The 16,769-nt window shown below is 67.0% G+C and carries 17 protein-coding genes; 4 read left to right on the top strand and 13 right to left on the bottom strand.

Translation table 11 applies throughout. The features are described from left to right. Positions 1-15: 15 nt before the first annotated feature. The 3 genes from RA164_RS05800 to gltX form a co-directional block, all read right to left on the bottom strand. Positions 16-504 carry a transcriptional repressor gene (locus RA164_RS05800; protein WP_329743018.1) on the bottom strand — a complete coding sequence of 163 codons (489 nt, stop codon included), beginning with the start codon at positions 502-504 and terminating at the stop codon, positions 16-18. 96 nt (positions 505-600) lie between these two features. Further along, positions 601-870 carry a hypothetical protein gene (locus RA164_RS05795; protein WP_329743017.1) on the bottom strand — a complete coding sequence of 90 codons (270 nt, stop codon included), beginning with the start codon at positions 868-870 and terminating at the stop codon, positions 601-603. Positions 871-895: 25 nt separating this feature from the next. Then, complete coding sequence (gltX, locus tag RA164_RS05790; RefSeq protein ID WP_329743016.1) at positions 896-2,311, bottom strand: glutamate--tRNA ligase; 1,416 nt, start codon at positions 2,309-2,311, stop codon at positions 896-898. Positions 2,312-2,341: 30 nt separating this feature from the next. On the opposite strand from gltX, the gene RA164_RS05785 reads away from it, so the two are divergent. From RA164_RS05785 to RA164_RS05775, 3 genes are all read left to right on the top strand, one after another. Continuing rightward, positions 2,342-3,100 carry a transporter gene (locus tag RA164_RS05785; protein WP_329743015.1) on the top strand — a complete coding sequence of 253 codons (759 nt, stop codon included), beginning with the start codon at positions 2,342-2,344 and terminating at the stop codon, positions 3,098-3,100. Between the two features lie 160 nt (positions 3,101-3,260). Further along, positions 3,261-4,421: a glycosyltransferase family 4 protein gene (locus RA164_RS05780; RefSeq protein ID WP_329743014.1), complete on the top strand. Its 1,161-nt coding sequence runs from the start codon at positions 3,261-3,263 to the stop codon at positions 4,419-4,421. Further along, positions 4,390-4,953 carry a phosphatase PAP2 family protein gene (locus tag RA164_RS05775; protein WP_329743013.1) on the top strand — a complete coding sequence of 188 codons (564 nt, stop codon included), beginning with the start codon at positions 4,390-4,392 and terminating at the stop codon, positions 4,951-4,953. The genes RA164_RS05780 and RA164_RS05775 overlap by 32 nt, the downstream gene beginning before the upstream one ends. Before the next feature lie 281 nt (positions 4,954-5,234). Here RA164_RS05775 and accD read toward each other — a convergent pair whose 3' ends face one another. The 3 genes from accD to trpB form a co-directional block, all read right to left on the bottom strand. Then, complete coding sequence (gene accD, locus RA164_RS05770) at positions 5,235-6,110, bottom strand: acetyl-CoA carboxylase, carboxyltransferase subunit beta (RefSeq protein ID WP_329743012.1); 876 nt, start codon at positions 6,108-6,110, stop codon at positions 5,235-5,237. A 45-nt stretch (positions 6,111-6,155) separates the two neighbouring features. Continuing rightward, positions 6,156-6,956, bottom strand: coding sequence for a tryptophan synthase subunit alpha (gene trpA / locus RA164_RS05765; RefSeq protein ID WP_329743011.1), 801 nt, complete (start codon positions 6,954-6,956; stop codon positions 6,156-6,158). A gap of 113 nt (positions 6,957-7,069) precedes the next feature. After that, on the bottom strand, positions 7,070-8,281 hold the full coding sequence (gene trpB / locus RA164_RS05760; protein ID WP_329743010.1) for a tryptophan synthase subunit beta: 1,212 nt from the start codon (positions 8,279-8,281) through the stop codon (positions 7,070-7,072). Positions 8,282-8,410: 129 nt separating this feature from the next. On the opposite strand from trpB, the gene RA164_RS05755 reads away from it, so the two are divergent. After that, positions 8,411-9,301 carry a LysR family transcriptional regulator gene (locus RA164_RS05755; protein WP_329743009.1) on the top strand — a complete coding sequence of 297 codons (891 nt, stop codon included), beginning with the start codon at positions 8,411-8,413 and terminating at the stop codon, positions 9,299-9,301. A 33-nt stretch (positions 9,302-9,334) separates the two neighbouring features. Here RA164_RS05755 and RA164_RS05750 read toward each other — a convergent pair whose 3' ends face one another. The 7 genes from RA164_RS05750 to RA164_RS05720 all read right to left on the bottom strand — a co-directional run bounded on the left by RA164_RS05750 (position 9,335) and on the right by RA164_RS05720 (position 16,759). Beyond that, positions 9,335-10,369, bottom strand: coding sequence for a cupin-like domain-containing protein (locus RA164_RS05750; RefSeq protein WP_329743008.1), 1,035 nt, complete (start codon positions 10,367-10,369; stop codon positions 9,335-9,337). Then, entirely contained in the window at positions 10,369-10,977 is a 609-nt protein-coding gene (locus RA164_RS05745) for a phosphoribosylanthranilate isomerase (RefSeq protein WP_412731069.1), read from the bottom strand. The genes RA164_RS05750 and RA164_RS05745 overlap by 1 nt, the downstream gene beginning before the upstream one ends. A 26-nt stretch (positions 10,978-11,003) precedes the next feature. Then, positions 11,004-11,771 carry a tRNA pseudouridine(38-40) synthase TruA gene (gene truA, locus RA164_RS05740; RefSeq protein WP_329743006.1) on the bottom strand — a complete coding sequence of 256 codons (768 nt, stop codon included), beginning with the start codon at positions 11,769-11,771 and terminating at the stop codon, positions 11,004-11,006. Between the two features lie 99 nt (positions 11,772-11,870). Further along, entirely contained in the window at positions 11,871-14,240 is a 2,370-nt protein-coding gene (locus RA164_RS05735; RefSeq protein ID WP_329743005.1) for a FimV/HubP family polar landmark protein, read from the bottom strand. Positions 14,241-14,397: 157 nt separating this feature from the next. Then, on the bottom strand, positions 14,398-14,697 hold the full coding sequence (locus RA164_RS05730) for a hypothetical protein (RefSeq protein WP_329743004.1): 300 nt from the start codon (positions 14,695-14,697) through the stop codon (positions 14,398-14,400). Beyond that, positions 14,697-15,725, bottom strand: a complete 1,029-nt coding sequence (locus tag RA164_RS05725) for an aspartate-semialdehyde dehydrogenase (RefSeq protein WP_329743003.1) — start codon at positions 15,723-15,725, stop codon at positions 14,697-14,699. Before RA164_RS05725 ends, RA164_RS05730 begins: the two co-directional genes overlap by 1 nt. Beyond that, positions 15,725-16,759 (bottom strand): 2-hydroxyacid dehydrogenase, encoded by a 1,035-nt coding sequence (locus tag RA164_RS05720; protein ID WP_329743002.1) that lies wholly within the window; start codon positions 16,757-16,759, stop codon positions 15,725-15,727. The genes RA164_RS05725 and RA164_RS05720 overlap by 1 nt, the downstream gene beginning before the upstream one ends. Positions 16,760-16,769: the final 10 nt, after the last annotated feature.

The following is a 16,769-nucleotide window of genomic DNA, read 5'->3' as shown; positions in this document are numbered from 1 at the left end:
CGGCAAGGGCCGGCTTCAGCTGGCGCGACGGCAGTTGCGGCAGATGCCGTGCACTTCCAGGGTCTGCGCCTGCGGACGGAAGCCGAACGCCTTGGCCTGCGCCTCGATCAGCTCGGCCACGCGCGGATCGCAGACCTCCTGGGCGCTGGAACAACGGTCGCAGATCAGGAACGGCACCTGGTGCGCCTCGGCCGGATGCTGACAGGAGACAAAGGCGTTGATCGACTCCAGCTTGTGGATGAAGCCATTCTCCAGCAGGAAGTCCAGCGCGCGGTACACCGTGGGCGGCGCCGCATTGCCGTGCTTTTCGCGCAGCAGGTCGAGCAGGTCGTAAGCCTTGACCGGCTTGCCCGCGGTGGTGACCAGTTCCAGCACTTCCTTGCGCAGGGGCGTCAGACGCAGGCCACGTTCTTCACTGGCCTGCTCCACCGCCTCGACGAGCGCCTTGGGCGTATCGTGATGGTGGTGGTGATGGGTCGGCGATTTGTCGGTAGCGCTGCTCAAGAAATTCCCCTCATAAAGCCCCCTGCGCCCCATGTAAGGTGAGGCCAGTGGCAGCGAAAGGCAAGCCGCGGTGCAGCCGGCCCGGGAACCGCTGGCTCAGCGCGGCAGCGGAGGCGGCGTTGCGCGGGGTTTGCGCAGAAGCACGATCAGCCAGCCGATCGGCCCCAGCAACAAGGCCCAGGCCACGCCTTCGGCCACCCGGCCGCGCCACCAGCCGAGCACGGCGCCCACGATCACGAACACCACGTTCCACCAGAACATGGCCGTCCACGGCACCATGTTCAGCAGGTTGAAGAACACATGCCAGAACGCGCCGGGCGCCGTCAGGTCGACACCATGCGTGGCCCGGGCGAGCAGTTCATGCATGCGGCAGGCTGCTCACGATGGCCACTCAGCCCTGCGCGCGGGCAAGCGCATCGTCGATGCGCTGCATGGCCAGGTCGCGGCCAGCCAGGTAGATAGTGTGGTCGATCGACGGCGAGACCTGGGTGCCGGTCATCGCCACGCGCAGCGGCTGTGCCACCTTGCCCATGCCCAGCTCCAGCTTGGCGGCCACCTGTTCGATCACCGCATGGATCGGCTCGGGCTTCCACTCGCAACCGGCCAGCAACGCCTTCGCCTCGGTCAGTACCGCCGTCGCGCTGTCGCTCTTCAGGTGCTTGGTGACGGCCTTCTCGTCCCATTCGGTGATCGGGCCGAACCAGATCGCCGCGCGCTCGGCCATTTCCTTCAACGTCTGCACGCGGTCACGCAGCGCCACGATGAGATCAGCGGCAGCCGGCCCCTTCGCCGGGTCCAGGCCCGCCTGCTGCAGGTGCCATTCGAATTCCGGCGCGATCGCCAGCGGGTCGTCGGTCTTCAGGTAATGCTGGTTCAGCCACTTCAGCTTTTCGGTGTCGAAGCGCGAAGCGGCCTTGTTGACATCGGCGATGTCGAACAGCTTCACCATCTCCTCGCGCGAGAAGATTTCCTGGTCGCCGTGCGACCAGCCCAGCCGCACCAGATAGTTGAGCAGCGCATGCGGCAGATAGCCGTCGCTGCGGTACTCCATCACACTGACCGAATTGGTGCGCTTGGACAGCTTCTTGCCCTCGTGGTCGAGGATCATCGGCAGGTGCGCGAACTCCGGCACGGGCGCACCCAGCGCCAGGTAGATGTTGATCTGGCGCGGCGTGTTGTTGACGTGGTCGTCGCCGCGGATCACCTCGGTGATGCCCATGTCGATGTCGTCCACCACCACGGCGAAGTTGTAGGTCGGCCAGCCGTCGGAGCGGAAGATCACCAGGTCGTCCAGCTCGCTGTTGGCGATCTCGATGCGCCCCTTGACCTTGTCCTCGAACACCACCGAACCCTCGACCGGGTTCTTGAAGCGGATCACCCGGTTCGGGTCGTCGCGGCGGGCCTCATGGAAGCCGGGCTCGTTGTGGTCGCGGTAATAGCCGTTGTAGCGGGGCTTCTCGCCCTTGGCCATGGCCGCCTCGCGCATCGCCTCGATCTCGTCTTTCGACTCGTAGGCGTAGTAAGCCTTGCCCTCGGCCAGCAGCTTGTCGGCGACTTCCTTGTAGCGTGCCAGGCGATGGGTCTGGTAGACGGGCTTTTCGTCGGCATCCAGATCCAGCCAGTGCATGGCGTCCAGGATGGCTTTCACGGCGGCGTCGGTGGAGCGCTCGCGATCGGTGTCCTCGATGCGCAGCACGAATTCGCCGCCGCGACGGCGCGCTTCCAGCCAGCAATACAATGCGGTACGCGCCCCGCCAATATGCAGAAAGCCGGTGGGACTGGGAGCGAAGCGGGTGCGGACGGTCATCGTTATTCTTCAGGAGCACAGGACGAAACCATGGATTTTAGCCGATACCACGCCTTCCGCCGCGCTACCGTCGCGGGCCTGTTCATCGCCTGCCTCGCCGCACCGGCGTTCGCCAACGACAACCCCGGCTATGACCGCCCCGGCCTGGGTTTCGCACCGGCCGTGCTGCAGGCGGGTGCAGTCACCTGGGAACAGGGCTTGCCCGACTGGAGCCGTGCCGCCGACGGTTCGTCGTTGTACAGCGCGGACAGCCTGCTGCGGATCGGTGTGGGCGGCCCGCTGGAACTGCAGCTGGGCAGTTCGTACAACCGGCTCGACCAGCAGGGCATGCACCGTTACGGCCGTGGTGGAAGCAGCCTCGGCCTGAAATTCGCTCTGCCCGCGCATGGCGCCGTCAGCTGGGGCCTGCTTGGCAGCGTCGGTTTCACCGACGGTGCCGCCGCGTTTCGCAACCCGCGTCGCGACTACCTGCTGGGCGCCGATATCGCGTGGCAGCGCAGCACCCGCAATGCACTGGGCGCCTATGTCGAAAACGTGCGCTCCGGCGGTCGCGACAGCCGCCTGCTCGCACTCAACGATGGCTACGCCATCACCCCGACACTGAGCGCTTACGTCGAGGCCGCATGGCAGTACCAGGCCGGCGCAGGTGCCGGCAGCATGGCGGGTGCGGGCCTGGCCTGGCTGGTCACGCCGCGCGTGCAGCTCGACGGCAGCTTCCGTCACCGGTTGCAGGGCCAGGCCGATACCTGGGAAGCCGGCTTCGGCGTCTCGATCTACTTCGGTCACTAAGCAAGGCGGCAACGCCCAGGACAACCGGGCCAGACAGTTGCGTGCCCCGGTTACATGTGTGACCGCTTTTGTTGCAGCGTCATCGCGACGTCACGCGCGCGCCATGCGGACGAAACCGCGCGCCGCGATAGTGGGCGCAATCCGCTCTGGGGTCGCCGCCATGCGCATTGGCATCGTCAGCGAAACATGGCCGCCGGAAATCAACGGGGTGGCACTTACCGTGCACAGCCTGGCCACGGGCCTGGCGGCTCGCGGCCACCGCATCGACCTGGTGCGGCCGGCACCGCGGCAGCCCGGCGACGACGAATCCGGTATCGAGGAACTGCATACCCGCGGGGTCGCGCTGCCGAACTATCCCGACGTCCGCATCGGCCTGCCGGCCGGCCACCGCCTGCGTCGCCGCTGGAGCCGGCAACGGCCCGACGTGATCTACATCGCCACCGAAGGTCCGCTTGGCTGGTCCGCCATGCGCACCGCACGGCGGTTCGGTATTCCCGTCGCGACCGGCTTCCACACCCGCTTCGACCATTACGCCAGGGATTACGGACTGCCGTGGATCATCCCGGTGGTGCGCGCGCACCTGCGCCGCTTTCATTGCCGCGCCGCCAGCACGCTGGTTCCCACCCAGGCACTGGCCACCGAACTGGCCGAACTGGGCGTGCACAACGCCCGCCTGCTGCGCCGCGCTGTGGATACCCGGCTGTTCCACCCGAAATGGCGTGACGCCTCGCTGCGCGCGCAATGGGGAGTGTCCGACACCACCCCGGTAATCCTCTATGTCGGCCGCATCGCGGCGGAGAAAAATCTCGACCTGGCAGTGCGGACCTTCGAGGCGCTGCGCCGGCAAATACCCGATGCGCGCTACCTGTGGGTCGGCGACGGTCCCGAGCGCGCGGCACTGCAGGCGGCACACCCGGACTACATCTTCGCCGGCATGCAGCGCGGCGAGGCGCTGGCGCGCCACTACGCCAGCGCCGATCTCTTCCCCTTTCCCAGCCTCAGCGAAACCTTCGGCAACGTCATCCTGGAAGCGATGGCGTCGGGACTGCCGGTGGTGGGCTACGACACCGGCGCAGCGCACGAACACCTGCGCGACGGCCTCAATGGCTACCGCATCGTGCCGGGCGCACCCGGCGACTTCATCGCGACAACCGTCGACCTGGCCTGCCAGCCGCAACGAATGCGGGAGATGGGCCAGGCTGGCCGCAGCGACATGGAGCGGCTGTCGCCGGAAACCGTAATTCGTGAATTCGAAACCTTGCTGATCAACCTGACCAGGGAGCAAGCCCATGCACGCAACGTCTTCCCGGCCCGTTCCTGACGCCCCCCGCTTCGCGATGGACGCACACCTGTGCGTGCTCGCCAACCGCTGGGGAACCCGCCGCGCCGTCGGCACCTTCTTCGCCGTCATCAGTCGTCTGGGCGACGGCGTGTTCTGGTATTCGCTGATGCTCGTGCTCGCCCTGCTGGGCGGCATGCACGGTCTGTACGCGGCAATGCACATGGCCGCGACCGGTCTGGTGGCACTGCTGCTGTACCGGGTACTCAAGCGCTATACGCGGCGCCCGCGGCCTTTCCGCACCTGCCCTGGGGTGATCGCACACCTGCCGCCGCTGGACGAATTCAGCTTCCCGTCCGGCCACACGCTGCAGGCGGTCGGCTTCACTATCGTGGCACTGGCCTGGTTCCCTGCACTGGCACCACTGCTGCTGCCGTTCACTGCACTGATCGCCGCGTCGCGGGTGATCCTGGGCCTGCATTATCCGAGCGACGTACTGGCAGCGATCGTCATCGGAAGCGGACTGGGCACGCTTTCACTGTGGCTGGTATCCGGCGTGCTTCCGCTGGGCTGAGCAAATCTTGCGCAGTGTGTCGCGGGGCTTTTTGCAATCAGGCAGATAGGTCACCTATCCACAGGCTTTGCCCAGCCACTTCCACAATCGCTGTGGAAAACCCGCGCCATGGCTGCGCAATTTTTCATCAACGTGTAGCAAGTGCCTGTCGGCAAAGCCACTAAACCAGCTTTTCCACAGCTTTGTTCTTCATCCATCCACACCCGCTGTGGAAAACCACGACGCGGAAACGACGATGCCGCCCGAAGGCGGCATCGCAGGCAGGCATCGGGCGCGACGCATCACGCCGCGCGCGGTGCCTTCGCCAGCAGGCCGAGCAGATCGGCCAGCTTGTCGCGCATCTCGCGGCGGTCGACGATCATGTCGATGGCGCCATGCTCGAGCAGGAACTCGGAACGCTGGAACCCTTCCGGCAGCGTCTCGCGCACGGTCTGTTCGATCACGCGCGGACCGGCGAAACCGATCAGCGCCTTCGGCTCGCCGATGTTGATGTCGCCCAGCAGCGCCAGGCTGGCGGACACGCCACCGGTAGTCGGGTTGGTGAGCACGCTGATGTAGGGCACGCCGGCATCGCGCAGACGGGCCAGCGCGGCCGAGGTCTTGGCCATCTGCATCAGCGAGAACAAGGCCTCCTGCATGCGTGCGCCGCCGGTGGAGGAGAAGCACACCAGCGCACTGCGATCGGCCAGTGCCTTCTCGGCTGCGCGGGTGAATTTCTCGCCCACCACCGAGCCCATCGAGCCGCCCATGTAGGCGAAGTCGAACGCGACCGCCATCAGCTCGCGTCCCTTGAGCTTGCCGCTCATCGCGATCATCGCGTCCTTCTCGCCGCTGGATTTCTGCGCGGAAACGATGCGGTCGCGGTACTTCTTGGAGTCGCGGAACTTCAGCGGGTCGTTCGCCTCCATGCTGGCCCAGAACTCGCGTGTGGAACCCTCGTCGAGAAGCGACAGCAGGCGCGTGCGGGCACGGATGGCGTGGTGATGGTCGCACTTCGGGCAGACCATCAGGTTGCGCTCCAGCTCGGGCCGGTACAGCACCGTGCCGCAACCCGCGCACTTCTCCCACACGCCCTCGGGCACCTTGCCCTTGCCAGCCGCGGCGGCGGAGCCTTGCGTGCGTGCACGCGGAGTCATGATTTTCTGCAGCCAGTTCATCGCAACACCTCAAACGTTCCCGACCGAAACGGCCGGGCGACCGTTTCAGTGTTGATCCAGCGCCGTGCGGATCGGCTGCAGGAACGAGCGCACGCGGGTGGCGATATCGCCTGCGTCGTCCGCACCTTCCAGCCGCTCCACCAGCGCACTGCCGATCACCACCGCATCGGCAAAGCTGGCGATCGCCTTCGCACTCTGCGCATCGCGCACGCCGAAGCCGACCGCCACCGGCGCCTTCGCATGTTCGCGAATATCCGCCACACGGGCCGCGATATCCGCAGTGCTAAGACGCTGTGCGCCGGTAATGCCGGCGAATGACACATAGTACAGGAAGCCCTCGGCCGACTCGCACAACTTCGCCATACGCGCGGGTACGGTGGTGGGCGCGGCCAGCAGGATCTGACGCAGCCCGGCCTCACGCAACGGCGCCAGCACGGCGGACTCCTCCAGCGGACAGTCAACCAGCAGCACGCCGTCCACGCCGGCCTCGACGGCCTCCGCCGCAAAGCGCGCGTAACCGTGGATCTCCACCGGATTCAGGTAGCCCATCAGCACCACCGGCGTGTCCGCATCGCGCTGGCGGAACTCGGCCACCCAGCGCAGCACGTCGTCGAGCCCCACGCCACTGGCGATAGCGCGTTCGCTGGCATGCTGGATCACCGGGCCGTCGGCCATCGGGTCGGAAAACGGCACCCCCAGCTCGATCAGGTCGGCACCGGCATCGACCAGCGCGTGCATCAGCGCCACCGCGTGATCCGGCGCGGGATCGCCCGCGGTGACGAACGGAATCAGGCCGGTACGGCCGGCGGCCTTGAGCTGGGCGAATCGGGCGTCGATGCGGTTCATAGGGCTGGAGTGTTCAATGAGTAGTGGGATGTGAGAGACAGTCGGGCGAACCGGCGTGGCTGCGAAGCATGAAGTCCACCCTCATCTCCCGCGCCATGGCAGTCGCGCCCCGGTCAGAACTGCACGCCCTCGCGCGCGGCGATGGTATGCACGTCCTTGTCGCCACGGCCGGACAGGTTGCAAAGCACGATGCCGTCCGGCGGGTATTCGCGTGCCAGCTTGATCGCCTGCGCCACCGCATGGCTGGACTCCAGCGCGGCGAGAATGCCTTCGGTGCGCGCCAGCAGGTGGAACGCCTCCAGCGCCTCGTCGTCGGTCACGCCCACGTAGTCGGCGCGCCCGGCATCCTTCAGGAAGGCGTGTTCGGGGCCCACGCCCGGATAGTCCAGGCCCGCCGAAACCGAGTGCGTCTCGGTGATCTGGCCGTCGTCGTCGCAAAGCACATAGGTACGGTTGCCGTGCAGCACACCGGGACGCCCCGCCGCCAGCGAGGCGGCGTGATGACCGGTGGCGATGCCCTCGCCCCCCGCCTCGGCGCCGACGATGCGCACGTCGCGGTCGTTGAGAAAGGCGTGGAACAGGCCGATCGCATTGGAGCCGCCGCCCACGCAGGCGGTGAGCACGTCGGGCAGCCGGCCATATTCGGCCAGCATCTGCGCACGCGCCTCGCGACCGACAATCGAGTTGAAGTCGCGCACCATCAGCGGATACGGATGCGGCCCGGCCACCGTACCGATGATGTAGAAGGTATCGGCCACGTTGGTGACCCAGTCGCGCATCGCCTCGTTGAGGGCATCCTTCAAGGTCTTCGAACCCGACGTCACCGGCACTACCTCGGCGCCCAGCAGCTTCATGCGGTAAACGTTGATCCGCTGCCGCTCCATGTCCACGGCGCCCATGTAGACCACGCAGTCCAGGCCCAGCCGCGCCGCCACCGTGGCGCTGGCCACGCCGTGCTGGCCGGCCCCGGTCTCGGCAATGATCCGGGTCTTGCCCATGTGCCGCGCCACCAGCGCCTGGCCCACGGTGTTGTTGATCTTGTGCGCGCCGGTGTGGTTGAGGTCCTCGCGCTTGAGCAGGATGCGCGCACCGCCCACGTGCCTGGTCAGCCGCTCGGCGAAGTAGATCGGACTGGGCCGCCCCACGTAGTGGGTCAGGTCGCGGTCGAGTTCGGCGATGAAGGCCGGATCCTCGCGCAGGCGCAGGTAGGCGTCGGTAAGTTCGGCCAGCGGCGCCATCAGGGTTTCGGCGACATAGCTGCCGCCAAACCGGCCAAAGCGTCCGTGCGTATCGGGCCAGGCGTGGAAATCGTCGATCGTGGTCATGGCCATGCTCGTATCGGAAGGAACGGCGGTGGCGCCCAGGCGCCGGTGCAGGCCAATACCCTAGCGCAGCGGAACGCCGGGAAAAAGCGATAAGATCGCCCTGACCTGTCAGAAAAACTCACAGATAGCATGTCCCGTGAACTGCCGTCGCTGAATGCCCTACGCGCCTTCGAGGCCACCGCCCGCCTGGAAAGCGTGAGCCGCGCCGCCGAGGAACTACACGTGACCCACGGCGCGGTCAGCCGGCAGACCCGTGCGCTGGAGTCCGAACTCGGCGTCACCCTGTTCGCCCGTGAAGGGCGCGGCATCGCACTGACGCCCGCCGGCCGCCAGTTGCGCGACGGCGTCGCCGGCGCATTCGATCTGCTGCGCCAGTCCTGCGAGCGATTGCGTCGCGAGAGCCGGCAGGCACCGCTGGTACTCGGCTGCTCCGGCAGCGTGCTGGCCCGCTGGGTCATTCCGCGACTAGAGCGGATGGGCCGCGAGCTACCCGAGCTGAAACTGCACCTGTCCGCCATCGAGGAACAACCTGCCGACGCCCTGCCCGGCCTGGATGCGGCCCTGCTGCTGGCCGAGGCGCCATGGCCAGCGGCATGGCTGGTCGACGTGCTGGCCCCCGAGCGGATCGGCCCAGTGTTCAGTCCGCGCCATCCCCACCATGCAGCGTTGAGCCAGGCCCATGCCGCTGCGCTGTACCGTGAACCGCTGCTGCACACCCAGTCGCGCCCGCAGGCCTGGCCTGCCTGGGCACGTGCGCAACGTATCGCGCGCGGCAAACTGCGCTACGGACAGTCCTTCGAACACCTCTACTACCTGCTGGAAGCGGCGGTGGCCGGCCTCGGCGTGGCGATCGCGCCGCAGCCGCTGGTCGCCGACGACCTTGCCGCCGGTCGGCTGCTGGCACCATGGGGTTTCCGCGCCACCCAGGCGCACTGGGTGCTGTGCACCCCCAGGTCCGCCCGGGATCCCCGCCTGCAGGCACTGGCCGACTGGCTGCGACGCGAGCTCGCCACGCCCTGAACGCGCCGTTTCGGTGTGGCCTTTGGCCGCCCCTTAGAGATTCTGCCGCGCCCCCTGCTTCAGCTGCTCGACCGTTTCCGGCGTCAGCGGACCCAGCACGCCGCGGCGCTGCTCGGGAATATGCGCGATCGCCTGTTCGTCGCCGAACACGTAATGGTCCAGCAACTGCTTCCAGTTCGCGCGCTCGCCGGGCGGCAATGCACGGAACGCCAGCAGGCAGTGGTACAGGGCCGCGCGCGCATGTCCGGTGGTGAAACCGTCCACCTGGACCGGACTCCACCAGTAGTTCACCAGCGCGTTGAGCCGTTCCAGCGAGTCGACGTTGTGCCACCACAGGGGCGGCATGTAGATCGCATCGCCCGGGTTCAGTTCGGCCACCTGCGCGGTCGCCAGCGCCTGCTTCAGGCGCGGAAAGCGTGGATCGTCGGGATGGTCCAGCCGCGCCATGCTGATGGCCGCGCCGGTGGGGGCGAAATCCAGCGGACCGATGTACAGATTGGGCAACTGGTCCGGCGGAAACAGCGTGAAGCGGCGCGTGCCGCAGACCACGCAGGCGATGTTGTGCTGCGAATCGAAATGGGTCGGCGTGGTCACCCGGTTGCCGATCCACAGCCGTGGCTCGATCGACGGATCGAGCAGCGGCATCGCATGTTCGTCCAGGAACCCGGGAATGCATTCGCGCACCGGTGCGCTCTGGATCACCAGCCCCGGTGCGTTGTCGCGCCTGCTGTAATTGGCCAGGCGCTGCAGGCCAAGCGTCACCGGCACCTTGAAATGGCGATAGCAGAAGCCTTCCATGTCCGGCGTGTAGCCGATGACGCCACCCGCTTCCGGCGAAATCATCAGCGTGCTGACGTCGGCGCCGCTGTCCCACTGCGCCAGCCGCTGGGCGAAGGCGGTGTCCGACTGCTGCGCCAGCTTCACGATCGGCCAGTCGCGAACCAGGCCACGGATCACCAGCGGACGCTCGCGACCGGTCAGGTCGTCGGGTCCGAACGGGCGTCCGGGTTCCGGATGATATTCCTCGATGGCCGCCGGTGCCGGGATCGCGCCGGAATGCTCGCTCATCACTGCTTCTCCATCGAATCCGCGGCGCGTACCGCCGCCATGAAGGCTGCCAGCTTGTCCGGGTCCTTGATCCCCGGGGCGGACTCCACCCCACTGGCGACATCCACGGCCCATGGGTGGGCGACGCGGATCGCCTCGCCCACATTGCCTGCATGCAGGCCGCCGGCGAGAACCAGCGGCTGCGCCAGGTGATCGGGCATCAGCGACCAGTCGAAGGCCTTGCCGCTGCCGCCAGCCTCGCCGAGTCCGTGACCGTCCAGCAACAGGCCCGCGGCACCGGGATGCGCCTGCAACTGCGCCAAAGCCGTCGCGCCCGCCCCCATCGCGATCGCCTTCAGCCATGGGCGATCGAACTGGGCGCACCACTCGTCACGTTCGCCACCATGGAACTGCAGCAGGTCAGGCTGCACGGCCATCGCCACGTCACGCACGAAATCCGCCGCGTCGTCCATGAACAAGGCCACGGTCGACACGAAGGGCGGCATGGCCCGCCGGATTGCCTGCGCCTGCGCGATATCGACGTGGCGCCGGCTACGTGCAGTGAACACCATGCCGATCGCATCGGCGCCAAGCCGCACCGCCAGTTGCGCGTCCTCGACACGGGTCATGCCACAGCACTTGATGCGCGTGCGCGTCACTGGCTCACCTCCACAGGCAGGGCCCAGCGGGCTTCGTAGCGGGGCCCGACGAAGGCCAGCCCGTTCGGCAGCGCGGTGGGACCGGCCGCGTCGCGCTGACGTCCTGCCAGCAGGCTGGCCATCCACTCCACCGGCTGTTCGCCGCGCCCGATCGGCAACAGCGAGCCCACGATATTGCGCACCATGTGGTGCAGAAAGGCATTCGCCTCGATCTCCACCTGCACCATCTCGCCCTCGCGCCGCACGTCCACCGCGAGCACGCAGCGATTGGCGTGTGCCGCCTGGCACGACGCCGCACGAAAGGCGCTGAAATCGTGCTCGCCAAGCAAGGCCTGGGCAGCGGCGTGCATGCGCGCGGCATCCAGCGGCAGGCGTTCCCAGGTCGCGTAGCGCGCCTGCAATGCCGCGCGCACCGGCCGATTGAGGATGGTGTAGCGATAGCGCCGGCTACGCGCCGAGAAGCGCGCATGGAAATCGTCCGGCACCGGCTTTGCCCACAGTACCGCCACGCCAGGCGGAAGGTTGGAACAGGCACCCAGCACCCAGCCACGCAACTCGCGCTGAGCCGTGGTATCGAAATGCACCACCTGGCAGATGCCATGCACACCGGCATCGGTACGGCCAGCGCAGACCACGTCGACCGGATGCGCCGCCACCCGTGACAGCGCACGCTCAAGCGCTCCCTGCACAGTGGCGCCGTGGGTCAGCCGCTGCCAGCCCAGGAAATCGGTGCCGTCGTATTCGATGCCGAGCGCGATACGCATGAAAGTACCGTGGATGCGAGGACGCACAGCGTAGCAGGGCCGAAACGACATCGGGCCGGCAAGCCGGCCCGATGTCCCTAATCACGTTGACGCAGGAGCTCAGGCAAGCTTGTCGAGCAGGCCCTTGGCCACTTCCCGCTGCATCTGGCTGCCTTCCTGCATGACCTCGTCGAGCATCGCACGCGCGCCTTCGGGGTCGCCCATGTCGAGGTAGGCGCGCGCCAGATCCAGCTTGGTGTCGACCGGGTCCTCGCTCAGTTCGCCGAAATCGCCCAGATCGTCATCTGCACCGGCGCCGGCCGCATGGGCCGCGTGGGTGTCGTGTGCTTCGACCGGGTTCGCTTCGGCCGGCTCGTCGAAATGCCAGCCGGATGCTTCCGGAGCTTCTTCGGCATGCGCCGGTTCGCCACTCGCAGCGGCAGACGCCTCTGCAGCACCCTTCTCCGGCGCATGCGGGGTCAGGTTGAAGTCGAAATGATATTCGCTGACCTTCTGGCGCAGCGGCGGCGGGGTGGCCCCGGTGGCGGCAGCCTCCACTGGCGCTTCGCCATAGTGATTCAGGCCGAAGTCGTCCAGCGCCTCGTTCGACGGTTCGTCGTCGGCAGGCGGCACGACCTCTTCCTCGTAGTGACCGGTCTCGTAGTGACCGGTGCCCGCCTGAGCATGCGCGAACAACGGGTGCTCCGGGGTCAGGTCTTCGCCCATGTGCACCACATCCTGCCACTCGTCCTGCTGCGGGCCGCTGATATGGGCATGCATGGCTTCGGCGGCCGCCTCGAAATGCTCGACGTCGCGGCGGCTGTAGTACAGGCTGACCAGCTCCAGATGCAGGCCGATGTCATCCGGGTGCTCGGCAAGCTGATCGAGCAGTTCGTCCTGGTCCGGATCGCTGCCGCCGGTCGCGTCGGACGATGCGGGGTTATCGCCAAAGCGGTCCGCCAACGAAGGCGCGATCTTGGTGGAAGCGGGGCTACCGCCCTTGCCCGCACGCTTGCGGGAAACAAGCAGCAGCAACAGGCCCAGCACCAGCACGCCGGCACCGGCGATCCGCGTCCAGGTCTGCATGTACCAGGGCTGCTCGGGAGCCGGCGCAGGATGATGCGGATGCATCACCGGTTTGCTCACCATGGGCTTCTTGGCAACCGGCTTGGCCACCGGAGCCGTGGCTGCCGGCTTCGCCACACTGGTTGCCGTGGCCGGAGCGGAAACCGTCTTGGCCCCGGCGAGGGCAGTGGAAGATGCCGGCGTCGGCGTCGTGGTCGACGCAGGCGCGCTCGTCGGGGCCGCCGGTGCGGTGACCACGGTGTTGGCGACCGCCGCAGGGGCGGTCTTTGCCTTGACCGGCGTCGTCGCCACCGGCTTGGCAGCCGGCAGCCCGGCAGCCTTGCGGGCCGCGACAAGCTTGGCCTGGAGATCGGCGATCTCGCTGTCCTTCAACGACAGCAGGCGCTTGTTCTTGCTGTTGATGTCCTGCAGCGCCTTCAGCCGCGAGCTGAGATCCGCACTCTGCTGCTGCAGGCTGGTCAGCGACTCCTGGCTGCGCTGCAGCTGACGGCGCAGGCTGGCCGTGGATTCATGTCCGGCATGACCGGAACCAACGCCCTTGCCGGCCGGAACCAGGGCCAGCCGGTCGCCCGAGGACGTCGTGCTGGTCGGCGAAACGGTGGCGTTCGTGCGCGTTGCCGCCGCGGCAATGGTGGTGGGCTTGCCGGCGTGCCAGTCGCTGTTCTGCTGACGGACCGCGGCGGCGGCCTCGGCGACCTTCACCGCCAGAGCCTGCTCGCGTGAGGGCACGCGCAGGATCGCACCGGTCTTCAGCGCGTTGATGTTGTCCTGATAGAAGGCATCCGGATTGGCCTGCTTGAGCGCCAGCATCATCTGGTTGATATCGACGCCGCTGAGCGCCACCTTCCGGGCCACCGCGGTAAGCGTCTGCCCGGACTTCACCGGACCATACTGCCCTGGTGCCGCCGCAGCCGGATGCGCTGCCGGCGCGGGCCGGGCAGCAACGGGGGCTGCCGCATGATGCGGATGCGTCGCGCGCGGTTTCGCTGCTGCCGGCGCCGCCGACATCTGCTCGCCCGGCGGGTCGAGCAGCACGGGATATTCGTGCACGCTGGTGCCGGCCGCGCTGGTGACTTCGATCAGCAGGTCGATGTACGGGTTGTTCACCGGCACGCTGCTGGTGACCAGGATGACCTTGTGGCCGTGATCGCTCGTCACCGAGAACTGCAACGGCATGCTCGGCTTGCCGTCGGTGATGCCGGCGCGCGCGAAGGCGCCGTTCGACGCAAGCCGTGCGCTCAGGTTCTGCAACTCCGCCGGACTGGCGGGAATCACCGGGATTTCGACCCGCAACGGCTGCCCCAGTGCCGACTTGATCTGAATCTGGCCCAGATTGAGTGCCATGGCCTGACTGCTGCCCAGCGCAAGCGCTATAAGCATCGACAGCTTCAACGAACGGTTCATCGCCTGCTCCCCCGAACTACCCAGTTACCGCTATTGATTCGCCGCCGCAAAATGACGGCAACATGACTAAATGACGCGTCACTTTAGTTAGATAGGCGCCAATCAACAATAGCCAGCTCGGCGAAATGGGCAATGGATCGCGTGTATGCGACCACACTCAATCCCCGTCACGGGGTGCTTTTTGCCCGGCCTTCAGTGCCCGCAGCTGCCGTTCGAGTTCGGCTATGGCGTTGTCTTTCTGCTGCAGCTTGAGTGAGGCTTCGCGGCTGATCGATTCCTGCCTGGCCACGCCTTTCTGCAGGTCCGCCACGTGGGCACGACTGTGTGCAAGCTGCTGGCTGACCCGGACCACGGCCACGTCCTGTCCCGCACGGCCCACCGTTGTCTGCTCAGTGCCATGTACCCACATGGGCAACGAGAACAGGCTCAGGGTCAGCAGGCGGGACAGGTTTCGCATCAGAGGTAATTCTCGATCAGTAGCTCGGCGATCTGCACGGCATTCAATGCTGCGCCCTTGCGGATATTGTCGGAGACCACCCACAGGTCCAGCCCACGCTCGTGGGAAATGTCCTCTCGGATGCGGCCGACATACACCGGATCCTTGCCGGCTACGTCACCCACCGGGGTAGGATAGCCGCCAGCCTTGCGCTCATCCTGAACCACCAGCCCCTCGGCCTGTTCCAGCAGCGCGCGCGCCTGATCGGCAGTGATCTTCTCGCGGGTTTCGATATGCACCGCTTCCGAGTGCCCGTAGAACACCGGCACCCGCACCGCGGTGGGATTCACCGCGATCGAGTCATCCTCCAGGATCTTGCGCGTCTCCCACACCATCTTCATTTCTTCCTTGGTATAGCCGTTGGCCTGGAAGTCGTCGATGTGCGGGATCACGTTGAAGGCGATCTGCTTGGGGAACTTGCTGCTTTCCACGTCCTGGAAGTTGAGCAGCGCGGCGGTCTGCCTGCCCAGTTCCTCCATACCCGAACGGCCGGCACCGGAGACCGACTGGTAGGTCGCCACATTGATCCGCTCGATACCGACCGCGCGATGGATCGGCGCCAGCGCCACCAGCATGCCCATGGTCGAGCAATTCGGGTTGGCGATGATGCCGCGCGTGGTGTATTGCGCGATGGCGTGCGGGTTCACCTCGCTCACCACCAGCGGAATGTCGTCCTGGTAGCGGAACTCGGACGTATTGTCGATCACCACCGCGCCCGCGGCTGCGGCACGCGGCGCATGCGCCTTGCTGACCGAACCACCGGCCGAGAAGAAGGCGATATCCACCCCCTCGAAGTCGTAATCGGCCAGGTTGCGCACGACCACCTGTTTGCCCGCGAACTCCACGGTACCGCCGGCGGAGCGTTCGCTGGCCAGCGGCACCAGCTCACTGACGGGAAAATCGCGCTCGGCGAGAATGGCGAGCAGGGTCTCGCCCACAGCACCAGTGGCGCCGGCCATCGCAACCTTGTAACTGCTCTTCTTGCTCATCAGGTGACTTCTTGGTGGGTTTGGGAAGGTACGCCGGCCCGTGCCAGCGCGTCGGGATTCAACAGGTTGGGCGGCCGCCCGGCATCGGGACCGTGGCCGAACAAGGCGAGCACATTGTCCACCGCCAGCGCGGTCATCGCACGGCGGGTGCCGGTGGTGGCGCTGGCGATATGCGGGCTCAACATCACATTTTCGAGCGCCAGCAGGTCCGGATGCACGCGCGGCTCGCCCTCGAACACATCCAGCGCCGCTGCCGCCAGCCGCCCCTCACGCAGCGCAGCGGCCAACGCGACGTCATCGACAATGCCGCCACGCGCCACGTTCACCAGCACCGCCTCCGGCTTCATCCGCGCCAGCTCGGCGGCGCCGACGGCATGTCGGGTCTGCGGCGTCAGCGGCAACACCAGCACCAGGAAGTCGGCGCTGGCCAGCAGATGGTCCTTGTCCACGTAGCTGGCTCCGCATTCGCGCTCGGTGGCTTCCGGCAGGCGCGAACGGTTGTGGTACAGCACCGGCATGCCGAAGCCCACCGCACGCCGCGCAATAGCCTGACCAATGCGCCCCATGCCGAGAATGCCCAGGTTGCGACCGCGCAGGTCGGCACCCAGCCACCCGATGAATTCCGTGGACAGCCATTGCCCGGCGCGCAGCCAGCGCTCGGCCGCGCCGACCCGACGTGCCGCGCCAAGCATCAGTGCCCAGGCGTAGTCGGCCACGCTCTCGTTGAGCACATCAGCGGTGTTGGACGCGGCGATACCCGCCGCAGTCAGTGCGGGCAGATCGAGGTTGTCGAAGCCGACGCCCAGGTTGGCGACCATGCGCAAGCGCCCGGCGCCGGCCACTTCGGCCGCACCGATGCGCTCCTTCAGGCCTACGATGGCGGCATCGCAATCAGCCAGCCTGGCGGCCAGCTCGGCCGGTGTGAATACCTGCTCCACCGGTTCGGCCGAAACCCGGAAGTACGGCTCGAGCCGGGCGATCACGTCCGGAAAGGTCGGCCGCGAGACCCATACGTGCGGTTTGTTGCCAGTCATGCGCTTGCTC

Source organism: Dyella sp. A6 (assembly GCF_036320485.1).
GTDB classification, from domain to species: Bacteria; Pseudomonadota; Gammaproteobacteria; order Xanthomonadales; family Rhodanobacteraceae; genus Rhodanobacter_A; species Rhodanobacter_A aluminiiresistens.
The sequence above is the reverse complement of the archived record's forward strand: the minus strand, read 5'-3'. Positions and strand labels throughout refer to the sequence as shown.